This window comes from Bacillus sp. SDLI1 (assembly GCF_001553895.1).
Taxonomy (GTDB): Bacteria; Bacillota; Bacilli; order Bacillales; family Bacillaceae; genus Bacillus; species Bacillus siamensis.
On record NZ_CP013950.1, the window covers coordinates 3,177,090 to 3,190,214 of the forward strand.

General features: G+C 45.9%; 14 protein-coding genes and 2 pseudogenes. 11 read left to right on the plus strand and 5 right to left on the minus strand.

What is annotated here, in order from left to right; all coding sequences use genetic code 11:
• The first annotated feature begins 122 nt into the window (after positions 1-122).
• The 3 genes from AUL54_RS15450 to yugI all read left to right on the plus strand — a co-directional run bounded on the left by AUL54_RS15450 (position 123) and on the right by yugI (position 2,383).
• Complete coding sequence (locus AUL54_RS15450; RefSeq protein ID WP_016938141.1) at positions 123-623, plus strand: Lrp/AsnC family transcriptional regulator; 501 nt, start codon at positions 123-125, stop codon at positions 621-623.
• The gene (locus AUL54_RS15455; protein ID WP_060964440.1) at positions 624-1,793 is read left to right on the plus strand and encodes an aminotransferase; all 1,170 of its coding nucleotides are present in this window, start codon (positions 624-626) and stop codon (positions 1,791-1,793) included. It abuts the gene before it with no gap.
• 197 nt (positions 1,794-1,990) lie between these two features.
• Positions 1,991-2,383: a S1 domain-containing post-transcriptional regulator GSP13 gene (yugI, locus tag AUL54_RS15460; RefSeq protein WP_013353366.1), complete on the plus strand. Its 393-nt coding sequence runs from the start codon at positions 1,991-1,993 to the stop codon at positions 2,381-2,383.
• Positions 2,384-2,430: 47 nt separating this feature from the next.
• Here the strand turns inward: yugI and AUL54_RS15465 are convergent, their stop codons facing one another.
• The gene (locus AUL54_RS15465; protein ID WP_003152104.1) at positions 2,431-2,667 is read right to left on the minus strand and encodes a DUF378 domain-containing protein; all 237 of its coding nucleotides are present in this window, start codon (positions 2,665-2,667) and stop codon (positions 2,431-2,433) included.
• A gap of 230 nt (positions 2,668-2,897) precedes the next feature.
• Here AUL54_RS15465 and AUL54_RS15470 point away from each other — a divergent pair, with 230 nt between their 5' ends.
• Positions 2,898-4,061, plus strand: a complete 1,164-nt coding sequence (locus AUL54_RS15470) for an iron-containing alcohol dehydrogenase (RefSeq protein WP_060964441.1) — start codon at positions 2,898-2,900, stop codon at positions 4,059-4,061.
• 87 nt (positions 4,062-4,148) lie between these two features.
• The gene (locus tag AUL54_RS15475) at positions 4,149-5,321 is read left to right on the plus strand and encodes an iron-containing alcohol dehydrogenase (RefSeq protein ID WP_060964442.1); all 1,173 of its coding nucleotides are present in this window, start codon (positions 4,149-4,151) and stop codon (positions 5,319-5,321) included.
• Positions 5,322-5,527: 206 nt separating this feature from the next.
• Here AUL54_RS15475 and ycaC read toward each other — a convergent pair whose 3' ends face one another.
• Positions 5,528-6,172 carry an isochorismate family cysteine hydrolase YcaC gene (ycaC, locus tag AUL54_RS15480; RefSeq protein ID WP_016938145.1) on the minus strand — a complete coding sequence of 215 codons (645 nt, stop codon included), beginning with the start codon at positions 6,170-6,172 and terminating at the stop codon, positions 5,528-5,530.
• Positions 6,173-6,309: 137 nt separating this feature from the next.
• Positions 6,310-6,880 (minus strand): annotated as a pseudogene (locus AUL54_RS15485) (NADPH-dependent FMN reductase).
• Between the two features lie 329 nt (positions 6,881-7,209).
• Between AUL54_RS15485 and AUL54_RS15490 the strand changes: the two are divergent.
• The 3 genes and pseudogenes from AUL54_RS15490 to AUL54_RS15500 all read left to right on the plus strand — a co-directional run bounded on the left by AUL54_RS15490 (position 7,210) and on the right by AUL54_RS15500 (position 9,407).
• Complete coding sequence (locus AUL54_RS15490) at positions 7,210-8,562, plus strand: glucose-6-phosphate isomerase (protein ID WP_060964443.1); 1,353 nt, start codon at positions 7,210-7,212, stop codon at positions 8,560-8,562.
• 18 nt (positions 8,563-8,580) lie between these two features.
• Positions 8,581-8,980: pseudogene (locus AUL54_RS15495) on the plus strand (transporter).
• Between the two features lie 22 nt (positions 8,981-9,002).
• Positions 9,003-9,407: a YugN-like family protein gene (locus AUL54_RS15500; RefSeq protein WP_016938149.1), complete on the plus strand. Its 405-nt coding sequence runs from the start codon at positions 9,003-9,005 to the stop codon at positions 9,405-9,407.
• On the opposite strand, the gene AUL54_RS15505 is transcribed toward AUL54_RS15500, so the two are convergent.
• Entirely contained in the window at positions 9,404-10,390 is a 987-nt protein-coding gene (locus AUL54_RS15505) for a potassium channel family protein (RefSeq protein WP_060964444.1), read from the minus strand. The genes AUL54_RS15500 and AUL54_RS15505 overlap by 4 nt on opposite strands.
• On the minus strand, positions 10,387-10,641 hold the full coding sequence (locus AUL54_RS15510; protein ID WP_060964445.1) for a protein mistic: 255 nt from the start codon (positions 10,639-10,641) through the stop codon (positions 10,387-10,389). The genes AUL54_RS15505 and AUL54_RS15510 overlap by 4 nt, the downstream gene beginning before the upstream one ends.
• A 132-nt stretch (positions 10,642-10,773) precedes the next feature.
• Between AUL54_RS15510 and AUL54_RS15515 the strand changes: the two genes are divergently transcribed.
• Genes AUL54_RS15515 through AUL54_RS15525 form a run of 3 tightly spaced genes read left to right on the plus strand, consistent with a single transcriptional unit; the run spans position 10,774 to position 13,093 of the window.
• Entirely contained in the window at positions 10,774-11,037 is a 264-nt protein-coding gene (locus tag AUL54_RS15515) for a YuzI family membrane protein (RefSeq protein ID WP_060964446.1), read from the plus strand.
• A 46-nt stretch (positions 11,038-11,083) separates the two neighbouring features.
• Complete coding sequence (locus tag AUL54_RS15520) at positions 11,084-11,761, plus strand: zinc metallopeptidase (protein ID WP_007408641.1); 678 nt, start codon at positions 11,084-11,086, stop codon at positions 11,759-11,761.
• Between the two features lie 42 nt (positions 11,762-11,803).
• A complete protein-coding gene (locus AUL54_RS15525; RefSeq protein WP_060964447.1) occupies positions 11,804-13,093 on the plus strand; it encodes a hemolysin family protein in 1,290 nt (429 codons plus the stop codon).
• The last annotated feature ends 32 nt before the right edge of the window (positions 13,094-13,125 follow it).

Consider the following 13,125-nt stretch of genomic DNA (forward strand, 5'->3'; position numbering starts at 1 on the left):
GTGTAATGGCTTTTTTTATTGTCAGATTTTAGCTTTGGTTTCTTGCGGGTTTTTCTTAGCATTTGTCGAAAATCGTGATATAATGTCATGAAGATTTTTGATAATGCAAAGGTGTGAAACGTATGAAGCTGACCGAAAAAGAAACAGAAATATTAGAAATTTTAGACGAAAACAGCCGCGTTGATGCGGAAACGATCGCGAAAATGGCGAACATTCCCGCCGATGAAGTCAAAAGCATCATTGAAAAGCTTGAAAAGGAAAAAGTCATCATTGATTATGCGGCGATGATCGACTGGCGCAAAGTCGACGGGCTGGAAGGCGTCACGGCGATGATTGACGTAAAAGTCACTCCGAAACGAAATGTCGGCTTTGATGAAGTAGCTGAACGGATATACAGATTCCAGGAAGTCGAATCAGTGTACCTGATGTCAGGAGTGTATGACTTATCTGTCGTCATCCGCGGCAATACGATGTCAGACGTGGCGAGCTTCGTTTCTGAAAAACTGTCCACCCTTGAGTCTGTCGTTTCCACGACAACGCACTTCATCCTGAAAAAATATAAGCATGACGGCAAAGTCTTTGAAAGCGGAGACGATGACAAAAGAATCGTGGTGTCTCCGTAAATGGAAACGAAGACTTCTTATTTATCTGATTATGTGCAGCAGATTAAACCGTCAGGCATCCGTAAATTCTTTGATCTGGCCGCTACGATGGAAGGCGTCATTTCACTGGGAGTGGGAGAGCCTGACTTTGTGACGGCTTGGAATGTGAGGGAAGCGAGTATCCTTTCTTTAGAACAGGGCTACACGGCTTATACCGCAAATGCGGGTCTTTATGAATTGAGGGAAGAGATCAGCCGCTATTTAGATCAGCGGTTCGGCCTGAATTATTCGCCTGACAGTGAATTGATTGTTACGGTAGGGGCAAGCCAGGCGCTTGATCTCGCTGTCCGTGCCATTATGAATCCCGGAGAGGAAATGTTAATTCCCGAACCGTGTTTTGTCGCATATGAATCACTCGTGACGCTGACGGGGGCGAAGCCGGTGCCGATTCAGACTGTCGCTGCAAAAGGTTTCAAAGCATCCCCGGCCGATTTTGAAGCGGCCCTGACGGACAAAACGAAAGCGCTGCTTCTTTGCTCGCCGTCAAATCCGACCGGTTCCGTCTATTCGAAAGAAGAACTTGAATCGATCGCTGCCTTCGCTGAAAAACATGACTTGATCGTGCTTGCCGATGAAATTTATGCCGAGCTGACGTATGATGAGCCTTTCACGAGCATGGGGGCCATCGGCGGCATGAAGGAGCGGACGATTCTGATTTCAGGGTTCTCCAAAGCATTTGCCATGACGGGATGGAGACTCGGATTTACGGCGGCGCCTCCCGTAATCAGGGATGCCATGCTCAAAATTCATCAGCACGCAATGATGTGCGCGCCTTCTATGGCGCAGTACGCAGCGCTTGAAGGTCTGAAAAACGGTCAGGAAGACGTCGAACGAATGAAAAAAAGCTACCGGAGACGCCGAAATCTGATTGTGGAAACATTGAACGAAATCGGACTCGGCTGCCACCATCCGGGCGGAGCGTTTTATGCTTTTCCTTCCATTCAATCGACAGGCATGAGTTCAGAAGAATTCGCGGAACAGCTGCTTCTTGAAGAAAAAGTAGCCGTCGTTCCGGGGAATGTATTCGGCCCGAGCGGCGAAGGGTATATCAGATGTTCCTATGCAACATCTATTGAGCAGATTCAGGAAGCGCTCGTCAGAATCAAACGGTTTGTTGAAAAAAGGGCATAAAAAAAGATACGAACCCGGTTCGCATCCAAATAAAAGGGGGGGAATACTAGAAAGCCTTCGTAATCACAGTATACCCTCCTTTTTCTGTGCTTAAACATCATCATACAAAAAAGTTCCCTTTGCGAAAAACAAACTTGTATGATATAATTTTAAATTGCGTATAAACTGTATTTAATTTAACTTAGGAGTTGTTATGAATGGCAGCAAAATTTGAAGTGGGCAGTGTTTACACTGGTAAAGTAACAGGATTACAAGCGTATGGTGCGTTTGTTGCATTAGATGAAGAAACTCAAGGACTTGTTCACATTTCTGAAGTCACTCACGGTTTCGTAAAAGACATTAACGAGCACCTTTCTATCGGTGACGAAGTACAAGTGAAAGTTCTTGCAGTTGACGAAGAAAAAGGCAAAATCAGCCTTTCTATCCGTGCGACTCAAGCAGCGCCTGAAAGAAAAGAAAGCAAGCCAAGAAAACCGAAAGCGGCTCAAGTTTCTGAAGAAGCATCTGCTCCGCAAGGTTTCAACACACTGAAAGATAAGCTTGAAGAGTGGATCGAACAGTCTAACCGCAAAGACCTTATCAAAAAATAAGCATCAAAAAAAGCACCGGATATGTATGTTCGGTGCTTTTTTTATGTTTATCTGACTTCTGGATTTGCCGCTTCCTCGCGGGATGTTTCTTCGTTCGGCTTAAACAGCAGGCCGAGATTGATGAGACCGGCGATGCCGACAAGGCCGTAAATAATCCGCGACAGAGCTGATCCTTGGCCGCCGAAGATGGCTGCTACTAAATCAAATTGGAAAAATCCGATCAGTCCCCAGTTAATCGCGCCGATAATTGTTAAAACGAGACAGATACGCTGAATAACACTCATGTAAACAACCTCCTCTATGAATTCGTGAAACAGTTATAGATTGTGACAAAGCAAAGAAACTATGCATGTTTCATTCTCCGCCGTAAAAATCACATCCTGTCTCATGCTGTATCAGTGCCTTTCCCGGGAACGCGCTGTTATGAAACCGTGTGATGTGCCGTCAAAAAAGCGGATTGCTTTACATTGAACGTCAACTTTCTGCATAATATAAATCCAAAGGAGGAGATGTCATGCAAAACTTTACATATTGGAATCCGACAAAATTGATTTTCGGAAAGGGAGAGGTTGAAAAGCTTCCAGAAGAAATCAAGCCGTACGGAAAAAACGTGCTGCTCGTATACGGAGGCGGCAGCATTAAGCGCAGCGGTCTTTACGATCAAGTAACCGGGCTGCTGAAAAAAGCCGGAGTTACGGTGCATGAATTGGCAGGCGTAGAGCCGAATCCGCGTGTCTCAACAGTGAACAAAGGTGTTGCGCTCTGTAAAGAACACAGCATCGATTTCTTATTGGCCGTCGGCGGCGGAAGTGTCATTGATTGCACGAAAGCTATCGCGGCGGGCGCTAAATATGATGGTGATGCGTGGGATATCGTCACGAAAAAACACCAGCCGAAAGAAGCGCTGCCGTTCGGAACAGTGCTGACGCTTGCGGCGACCGGTTCAGAAATGAATGCCGGATCAGTGATCACAAACTGGGAAACACAGGAGAAATACGGATGGGGAAGCCCGCTCGTTTATCCTAAATTCTCTATTCTTGATCCGGTAAACACATTTACCGTTCCGAAAGACCACACCATTTACGGCATGGTCGATATGATGAGTCATGTGTTTGAACAATATTTCCACCACACGTCAAACACGCCGTATCAGGACCGGATGTGTGAATCACTTCTGCGCACGGTGATTGAAACAGCGCCGAAGCTGATCAATGATCTGGAGAACTATGAGCTTCGTGAGACGATTTTATATACAGGCACCATCGCATTAAACGGAATGCTGTCAATGGGCGCAAGAGGGGATTGGGCTACACACAACATCGAGCATGCGGTGTCAGCGGTGTACGATATCCCGCACGCTGGAGGTTTGGCGATTCTGTTCCCGAACTGGATGAGACATGTGCTCAAAGAAAATCCGGCCCGCTTTAAGCAGCTTGCCGTCCGTGTTTTTGACATTGACGAGGCAGGCAGATCAGATGAAGAGATCGCGCTTGAAGGGATCAGCAAACTGTCTGCTTTCTGGACGAGCCTCGGCGCTCCGAACAGACTCGCTGATTATGATATTTCAGATGAAAAGCTGGATACGATTGCAGATAAAGCAATGGCAAACGGCGCATTCGGACAGTTCAAATCACTGCAGAAAGAAGATGTGCTTGCGATACTGAAGGCATCATTGTAATAGAATAAAGGGGGCGGCTGAATTGGCAGCTCCTTTTTTTCTGTGTTATAGTAATTCCCTTACGATTTTTTTTGGAGGTTATGATAAATGGAGAACTTTACGTACTACAATCCGACGAAACTGATTTTCGGAAAAGGTCAAATCGACCAATTGAAAAAAGAGCTGAAGCAATACGGGAAAAACGTGCTGCTTGTATACGGAGGCGGCAGCATTAAGCGAAACGGCCTGTATGACCAAGTAACAGGCATCTTAAAAGAAGAAGGCGCAGCCGTTCATGAGCTTGCGGGCGTTGAACCGAACCCGCGTCTGGCAACGGTGAAAAAAGGAATTGAGCTGTGCAGACAGCATGAAATTGATTTTCTTCTCGCAGTCGGCGGCGGAAGTGTCATCGACTGTACAAAAGCGATTGCGGCCGGAGCGAAGTATGACGGAGACGCATGGGACATTTACAGCAAAAAAGTAACGGCACAGGACGCGCTTCCGTTCGGCACGGTGCTGACGCTTGCGGCGACAGGCTCTGAAATGAACCCTGATTCCGTTATTACAAATTGGGAAACGAATGAAAAATACGTATGGGGCAGCAATGTCACTCATCCGCGTTTCTCTATTTTAGACCCTGAGAATACATTCAGCGTTCCGGAAAACCAAACCGTTTACGGCATGGTGGATATGATGAGCCACGTATTTGAACAATACTTCCACAATGTTGAAAACACGCCGCTTCAGGACAGAATGTGTTTTGCGGTGCTTCAGACGGTGATTGAGACAGCGCCGAAACTTTTGGAAGACCTTGAGAACTATAAGCACCGTGAAACGATTTTATATGCGGGTACGATCGCATTAAACGGCACGCTGCAAATGGGTTATTTCGGCGATTGGGCTTCCCATACGATGGAGCACGCCGTCTCAGCGGTTTATGACATCCCTCACGCGGGAGGACTTGCGATTCTGTTCCCGAACTGGATGAGATACACGCTTGATACAAATGTAGACCGTTTTAAAAACCTCATGCTCAACATGTTTGACATTGATACCGAAGGCAAAACAGATAAAGAAATTGCTTTAGAAGGAATCGATAAGTTATCAGCGTTCTGGTCAAGCCTCGGCGCGCCGTCCCGTCTTGCGGATTATGACATCGGCGAAGACAAGCTTGAGCTGATCGCAGATATCGCCGCAAAAGAAATGGAACACGGCGGATTCGGCAATTTCCAAAAACTGAACAAAGATGACGTGCTAGCCATCCTGAAGGCGTCTCTGTAAGGTCACATCCTGCAGATCTAACCGTAGTGAATCAGGAGCAAGTGAAACAACTATGGAAAACCGTTTCATCCGTATCGTATTGAATATGATGCGGATTTGACTCCCTTATCTTTTTTGTATGTTGAAAGAGCGAGTCGGCGCATGGAATCATGAATATGAAGAAAAGTAAGAATAAAAAAGAGCGCTGATTAAATCAGCGCTCTTTTTTATGCATTTTGTGTACTAAGATCGCGCTGCGCCCCCATATAGCTCCCCATTAAGTTTTGGTAACCGGGAAGATGACTGGAAATTAATGCACCAAACCCTTCAACATCGTTGCGCCAATCACGTTGCAACTCGCATGCTACACTAAACCAGTTCATAAGCTGTGCGCCCCCATGAGCCATACGGGTTAATGATGCATCTGCTACTTGCTTACTGAATGTTCCCGAAGCATCTGTCACAACAAACACTTCGTAACCTGCCTTGATTGCGGAAAGTGCAGGAAACGCAACGCAGACATCTGTAACTACACCTGCGATAATAAGCTGTTTTTTCCCAGTCGCTTCAATGGCTTTCACAAAGTCTTCGTTATCCCATGCATTAATTTGTCCGGGACGGGCTATTTTTGGTGCATCAGGAAAGAGATCCGTCAATTCCTGCATGAGTGGGCCATTAGGTCCGTTTTCGAAACTTGTTGTTAAAATAACCGGTAAATCAAAGAATTTAGCCGTATCGCCAAGAGCCAATACATTGTTCTTAAATTCATCAACACCATAGTCACGTACCAGACCGGAAATAAGGCCGGTTTGATGATCCACCAAAAGAACAGCAGCATCATCTTTTGAAAGACGGGAATAAAGATCAGACATTTTATTATCCTCCTTAAATTCAACAAGTAAGTTTGTCGAAGGTAAATCCAGATCTTGTATTTTCTGTAAACAATTTAAGAATATGTTGTATAGATAGAAAGCTTCTGAGGTGACTTTTAGTGAGGGTTATGATCCTTTTATTCATCTGGAACGGGAACCGGAGCATAATCAATCCAATGGATGAACTGTTGTAAATAGCGTTGAAGATAACGGTTTGTTTGTTCATCCGTAAGTATGTTTTGAGTGGAATCCATTTTCTCATGGACTTGCGAAATCAGCATTTTTTGAAAGGGCAGCACATTGACTTGCATAGCTTCGAGTACTTCTCTCATTTGCATTTGGGCAAAGGCAGTACCGAACCCTCCGGGGGGTTGCTCCGATTAGGCCAACCGGTTTTCTGTTGAACACAGAAGAGGTCCGCGGTCTCGATGCCCAGTCCAATGCATTTTTTAATACCCCTGGCATTCCGGAATTGTACTCTGGACTTACAATGATGACGCCGTCAACGTCTTGTATATCTGCTCTAAAGGAGGTTACGGATTCTGGTGCTCCGGCCATTTCTAAATCTTCGTTAAAAAAAGGAAGACCGTCTATTTCAATCCAACGAAATTGCGCTGAATGATCCAAGTCAATCAATGATTGAGCAATTGCTCGATTATACGAGTTTTTTCGTAAACTTCCACAAATAAGACCAATGGTTTTAGTCATAAAATCACCTCCCGGTTTGAAATTATTTTCATCTTAACATGATACCCCAAATATAGACACTATTTTTAAAAATGGAAGTATTTGATTTATTGCGCGTGCAATCACCTTTGTTGCATTTTTCGTCATTTGATTAGTGATCTTTCTCACCATACATACAAATATAACGTTCTGTACAATACCTATCTCAAAACCGAGACATTGTAAGAAAAAATGAATGCATTTTTAACGCAAATCCCGTATCCGCCAAGCCTTCTTCATGACTTGATTTAGAGGTGGAGTTCATATAAAGTGGAAGAGAAAACAATTCACCGTGATGGAGGGACAAGCAAATGACGCATGTACGCTTTGATTACTCAAGAGCGTTACCTTTTTTCAATGAACATGAACTTACATACGCACGTGATTTCGTAAAAACGGCACACCATAATATCCACGAAAAAACAGGCGCCGGAAGCGACTTTTTAGGCTGGGTGGACCTCCCTGAAAACTACGATAAAGAAGAATTTGCGCGCATTAAAAAAAGCGCTGAAAAAATCAAATCAGATTCAGACGTGCTTCTCGTCGTCGGAATCGGCGGTTCATACTTAGGCGCCCGAGCGGCGATTGAAGCGCTCAACCATTCTTTCTATAATGTTCTGCCGAAAGATAAGCGCAAAAACCCTCAAGTCATCTTTATCGGCAACAATATCAGCTCAACTTATATGCAAGACGTTATGGATCTTTTGGAAGATGCTGATTTCTCTATCAATGTCATTTCTAAGTCAGGAACGACGACGGAACCTGCCATCGCTTTCCGGATTTTCCGCAAACTTCTTGAAGAAAAATACGGAAAAGAAGAAGCGAAAGCGCGGATTTACGCGACGACTGACAAAGAGCGCGGCGCTCTAAAAACGCTTTCTAACGAAGAAGGATTCGAATCATTCGTTATTCCTGATGATGTCGGCGGACGTTTCTCCGTTCTGACTGCTGTGGGTCTTCTGCCGATTGCGGTAAGCGGGGCTGATATCGACGAAATGATGAAGGGCGCGCTTGATGCAAGCAAAGACTTTTCCAGCTCGGAATTAGAAGAGAATGCGGCTTACCAATATGCCGTCGTCCGCAACGTTCTGTACAATAAAGGCAGAACCATTGAAATGCTCATTAACTACGAGCCAGCCCTGCAGTACTTTGCAGAATGGTGGAAGCAGCTCTTCGGTGAAAGTGAAGGAAAAGACGAGAAAGGAATTTATCCTTCCTCCGCTAACTTCTCAACAGACCTTCACTCTCTCGGCCAATACGTGCAGGAAGGCAGACGGGATCTGTTTGAAACTGTATTAAACGTAGAAAAACCGAAGCATGAGCTGACAATTGAAGAAGCGGAAAATGATCTCGACGGCTTAAACTACTTAGCCGGCAAAACGGTCGATTTCGTCAATAAAAAAGCGTTCCAAGGTACGATGCTGGCCCATACAGACGGAAAAGTGCCAAACTTAATCGTCAACATTCCGGAGCTTAACGCATATACATTTGGATATCTCGTCTATTTCTTTGAAAAAGCGGTGGCAATGAGCGGTTATCTGCTCGGAGTCAACCCGTTTGATCAGCCGGGTGTTGAAGCCTACAAGGTGAACATGTTCGCGCTTCTCGGCAAACCGGGCTTTGAAGAGAAAAAAGCAGAGCTTGAAAAACGCCTTGAGAAATAAAAAGAATGGCTGGCCCGCATGACGGGTCAGCCTTTTTTAAACCATGAAAGGTGTGATGATGAATTGACACGGCTCTTATGTAAGCATACCGTCATTTCCTTCTGTTCCGCTGCTATTGTCTTTTTTGCGCTGAACCCGTCCTCTGCTTCCCTCTTACAAACGATCATTTTTTTCGCTCTTCCCCTCGGCTTGTTTACGGATATGGTCCGGCTGAAACTGAAGATGGGCCGGATGTATTCGCTCATTACGAAGTGCTGTCTGTATGCAGCCGTTTTCCTCATTTCGCCGGATGCCGCTCTCTCCGCAATTGTGACGTATGTTCTGATTGAATCCCGCCGTTACCTCTTTTCAGCGTCTGTCTGCTGCTCCTGATTCTTTGCGGAAGCCGTATGAAGATATCGCAGACCGGGGACGCTAAAGACTAAAAGGAGCGTATGTACATGATCAGCATACCATCTTCACTTGAAGGACAGTCTTTTTTACTCCGCGAATTGGAACAGGTGCTGAAACCGATCGGTTATACCATCGGAGGCGGCTGGGAATATGACCGGGGATTCTTTGATTACAAAATTTCCGATCAGGACGGCTATTTGTTTCTCCGTATCCCTGTTGAAGCAAATAAAGGACGCCTTGATGAACGGGGAACGGCCGTTACAATCGGCACACCCTTTTTGCTGAGGCACGTCTATCAGCAGGAAACGGATGATGCAGCAGGCGGCGGGGTTTTTGAATCATTATTCAACCAATTCTCCGAGCCGAAACGCCGGGATGCGGCAATTGACCGCTCATATATAGATATCGGCATCTCGCTCGTGAAAGAGCTGGAAGACGTCCTGCTGCATTAAAGCGCCAAAAAAAGATCAGTACTGAGTACTTGGTATGACAGGGGAGGGGTCAGCATCGGCCCCTCTTCTTTTTGTATGCCGATAATCGTTGTATTCCGTTTGAGATAATAGCGCGCACAATCATGATAAGAGGAGCCCTGTAATTCCTCGGGGACGGGAATGATGCGAACCTTTTTCTCCAGCGTCAAATCGGACAGCGTCTGCGGCTTGGCAAGCTGCATCTTGACCCGGTAATGCTCAAACATCACCCGGCTCGACAGGCGTGATGTGCACAGAATCTTATTGGCTCCTGCGCGTTCGGCGTTTTTGACATACCGTTCTGTTAAAATTTCCACGATGCAATAAACGGACGGATGCAGCCCTTTGATGGCGAGAAGCGTTAATACCGACAGCATATCAGCTTCGGATTCATTTTTCTGCTGGTCTGCTGTCAGAATGACGGTATCGGCTTCCGTAATATTCGCTTTATTGAGCGTGCTGTCATCAGCGGCATGTCCGCGGATGAAATGGACATTTTCAATAAGCGGCCCTTCCCTTAATGAATCATCAATCAGGACGACAGTTTTTGACGGTGCGATGTGCTGCAGTTCTTTCAGCAGCATATGCGACTTCTCATTCCACCCGATAAGAATGACGTGCCCCTTGCCTTTAAAGGCGACCTTCCCTTCGATATAACGGTGCTGTTTGCTGAACACGGCTGAAGAAAGCGTAGCGAAATAGGCGGTCACAAAACTCGCTCCGCTTAATACAAGCACCATGCCGGCAATCTGCCCGAGCGGCGTCTGCGGAACATAATCGCCGTAACCGACCGTGGCTACCGTAATAACCGCCCACCAAACCCCTTCAAACACAGACGTGAATTGCTTCGGTTCAAGCATGTAAATCAATTGGCCGAACAATAAGATCAAGGCGATAATGATCAGTCCGATCCGGATATATAACGGCCATCTCAGCCAGGAAATAAAGATACGGTTTGATTTCATTCGGCCGGCTCCTCTTTCGAGAAAGAGATGGACAAAATCTGCTTAATAATGGTGTTTAATTTTTCATTCAGCTGTTCCTGCCCGTATGAGTCACGCGCCTGTTTGATTAAATCGGCCGTCTCATCCTCAAACTGAATGAGAGGTTCGTCGTTTTCCGATTCATTATAGAGCTGGATGAAGGCGTCAAGCCCCTCATTCATTCTGTCTATCGCATTGCTCAGCTGTTCTTTTTCGCCATTTGTCACTTTCATGATGGATCACACCTGTATCTTTTTTATACAGTATGTCCCAGTTCGTTTGATGTCTTTCAAAAATCAGCGAAAACATATTCACCTTCATTTTTTCATATGATAAAGAAAGCGGACCGAAAAAGGGTGAGTCAGATGACAGTCATTCGAAAACTGCTGGCGGCGCTGGCCGGAGCGCAGCTGCTCGCTTCAGCGGCCGTATTGCTTATTTTCGATTTAAATGGATATGATCATATGTCCGGCAGCTTTTCATGGCTCGCTTTCGCAAAAGGGACTGTCGGCACGTTTCCGTTTTATACCGCAATGGCCGGCTGTGTTCTGATTTTGCTCGGAGGATTGATTCCTGTCAGAAAAAAGAAGCGGATTTCTGTACAGGAAAGCGGGCAATCATTAAAATAATATATAAGCAGATCGTACGATATAAGAGAAAAAGGAAGAGGATAATATGCTGTTTGTCTTTTTAACAATTGCTGCATTGGGATTGTCGTTTTGGGCACAATTTAAAGTGAAAAGTAATTTTCAGAAATACTCAGACGTGGAAGCTTCCAGTCAGCGGACCGGGGCGGAAACGGCAAGACGGATTCTTGATATAAACGGTTTATATGATGTGCCGGTAGAACCGGTAAGAGGCACTTTAACAGACCATTACGACCCGACGGAGCGGGTGGTGCGTTTATCTGAGCCGGTCTATTACGGCCGCTCCATTTCCGCCATTTCCGTCGCTTCCCATGAAGTCGGACATGCTTTGCAGCACCAGGAATCTTACGGCGCGCTTGTGTTGAGGCACAAAATTTTTCCGGTCGTCAATTTTGCCTCCGGAGTCGCCCCTCTGCTTTTCTTGGGCGGAATGCTCCTTGGCAGCTTGAATTTAATCGGGCTCGGCATTATTTTGTTTTCTGCCGCTGTTTTTTTCCAGCTTGTCACACTGCCTGTCGAGTTTAATGCCAGCGCGAGGGCGAAGCGGATTATCGTGTCGGAAGGATTCATTCGCAACAGTGAAGAACACGGCGTGAATAAAGTGCTGAACGCCGCTGCGCTGACGTATGTGGCTGCGGCGCTCGTTTCATTATTCGAGCTGCTTCGTTTTGTGATGATTTTCTTAAATGGTCGTGATGAGAATTAACACGAAGGAGGTGGCCCCTTACCGTTTGCGGTAGGGGTTTTTTTGCTTATATTAAAACTGATTCTCATTTTGCTGTTAATCGGATTAACGGCCATCTTTGTCGCTGCGGAATTTGCGATTGTCAAAATCCGCGGTTCAAAAATTGCAGAGCTGGTTGAAACCGGTGACAGCCGGGCGCTTGCGGCGCACAGGGTGATTACAAATCTCGACGAGTATTTATCAGCGTGCCAGCTCGGCATTACGATTACGGCGCTCGGACTCGGCTGGCTCGGCGAACCGACAATTCAGCGGCTTCTTCATCCTGTTTTCAGTCTGATCGGAATGCCGTCATCCATTACGCACGTCGTCACGTTTATTGCGGCGTTTATCGCTGTTACGTATCTGCACGTCGTCATCGGCGAGCTTGCGCCGAAAACGATATCCATTCAAAAAGCTGAAGCCGTCAGTCTGTGGACGGCGAAACCGCTCATTCTCTTTTATAAAGTGATGTATCCGTTTATCAAGCTGTTAAACGGCTCAGCCGGATTTTTGGTCAAGCTGTTCGGATTTCATTCGGTGAAAGAACATGAAGTCGTGGTCAGTGAAGAGGAATTGCGGCTGATTTTGTCTGAAAGCTATAAAAAAGGTCAAATCAATCAATCCGAATTTCGTTACGTCAACAAAATATTTGAATTCGATAACCGTGTCGCCAGAGAAATCATGGTGCCGCGCACCGAAATCGCCGCCATCTCGCTCGAGCAGTCAGCTGATGAAGCTATGCACCTGATCATCAACGAGCGGTATACGCGATATCCGGTCATTAAGGAAGATAAAGACCACATTCTCGGCATTATTAACAACAAGGATTTATTTAAAGCGTATTTTCTCGGCCGCTCCATCGAGTTAAAAGAAATGATGCGTCCGGTCATCAGAGTCATTGAAAGCATCCCTGTCCAGGAGCTGTTAATCCGCATGCAGAAGGAGCGGATTCATATGGCGATTCTTGTTGACGAATACGGCGGTACGGCGGGACTTGTGACCGTCGAAGACATATTGGAGGAAATCGTCGGCGAAATCCGGGATGAATATGACCAGGACGAAATGCCCCACATCGTCAAAAAAGGCGAGCATCATTATGTGATGGACGGAAAAGCGCTGATAGAAGAGGTGAATGATCTTCTTGATATCGCGATCGAAAATGAAGACATAGACACGATTGCGGGCTGGCTCCTCACACAAAAAATGGAGCTGAAAAACGGTGATGTGTTTCATGCTGAAGGATGCGAATTCAAGGTGCTTGAAGCAGAAGACCACCATATCCGCTTTGTTGAAATTAAAAAAACCGATTTCTGAGCCTCCTGCTTTTGCAATGAGGCTTTTTTTGC

Bases quoted from the DNA above. Each gene is read 5' to 3' on its own strand.
- AUL54_RS15500 (WP_016938149.1), top strand. From the start codon at position 9,003: ATGATCAGCATACCATCTTCACTTGAAGGACAGTCTTTTTTACTCCGC.
- yugI (WP_013353366.1), top strand. From the start codon at position 1,991: ATGGCAGCAAAATTTGAAGTGGGCAGTGTTTACACTGGTAAAGTAACA.
- AUL54_RS15450 (WP_016938141.1), top strand. From the start codon at position 123: ATGAAGCTGACCGAAAAAGAAACAGAAATATTAGAAATTTTAGACGAA.
- AUL54_RS15520 (WP_007408641.1), top strand. From the start codon at position 11,084: ATGCTGTTTGTCTTTTTAACAATTGCTGCATTGGGATTGTCGTTTTGG.
- AUL54_RS15505 (WP_060964444.1), bottom strand. From the start codon at position 10,390: ATGAAATCAAACCGTATCTTTATTTCCTGGCTGAGATGGCCGTTATAT.
- AUL54_RS15455 (WP_060964440.1), top strand. From the start codon at position 624: ATGGAAACGAAGACTTCTTATTTATCTGATTATGTGCAGCAGATTAAA.
- ycaC (WP_016938145.1), bottom strand. From the start codon at position 6,172: ATGTCTGATCTTTATTCCCGTCTTTCAAAAGATGATGCTGCTGTTCTT.
- AUL54_RS15515 (WP_060964446.1), top strand. From the start codon at position 10,774: ATGACAGTCATTCGAAAACTGCTGGCGGCGCTGGCCGGAGCGCAGCTG.
- AUL54_RS15470 (WP_060964441.1), top strand. From the start codon at position 2,898: ATGCAAAACTTTACATATTGGAATCCGACAAAATTGATTTTCGGAAAG.
- AUL54_RS15465 (WP_003152104.1), bottom strand. From the start codon at position 2,667: ATGAGTGTTATTCAGCGTATCTGTCTCGTTTTAACAATTATCGGCGCG.
- AUL54_RS15510 (WP_060964445.1), bottom strand. From the start codon at position 10,641: ATGAAAGTGACAAATGGCGAAAAAGAACAGCTGAGCAATGCGATAGAC.
- AUL54_RS15475 (WP_060964442.1), top strand. From the start codon at position 4,149: ATGGAGAACTTTACGTACTACAATCCGACGAAACTGATTTTCGGAAAA.
- AUL54_RS15490 (WP_060964443.1), top strand. From the start codon at position 7,210: ATGACGCATGTACGCTTTGATTACTCAAGAGCGTTACCTTTTTTCAAT.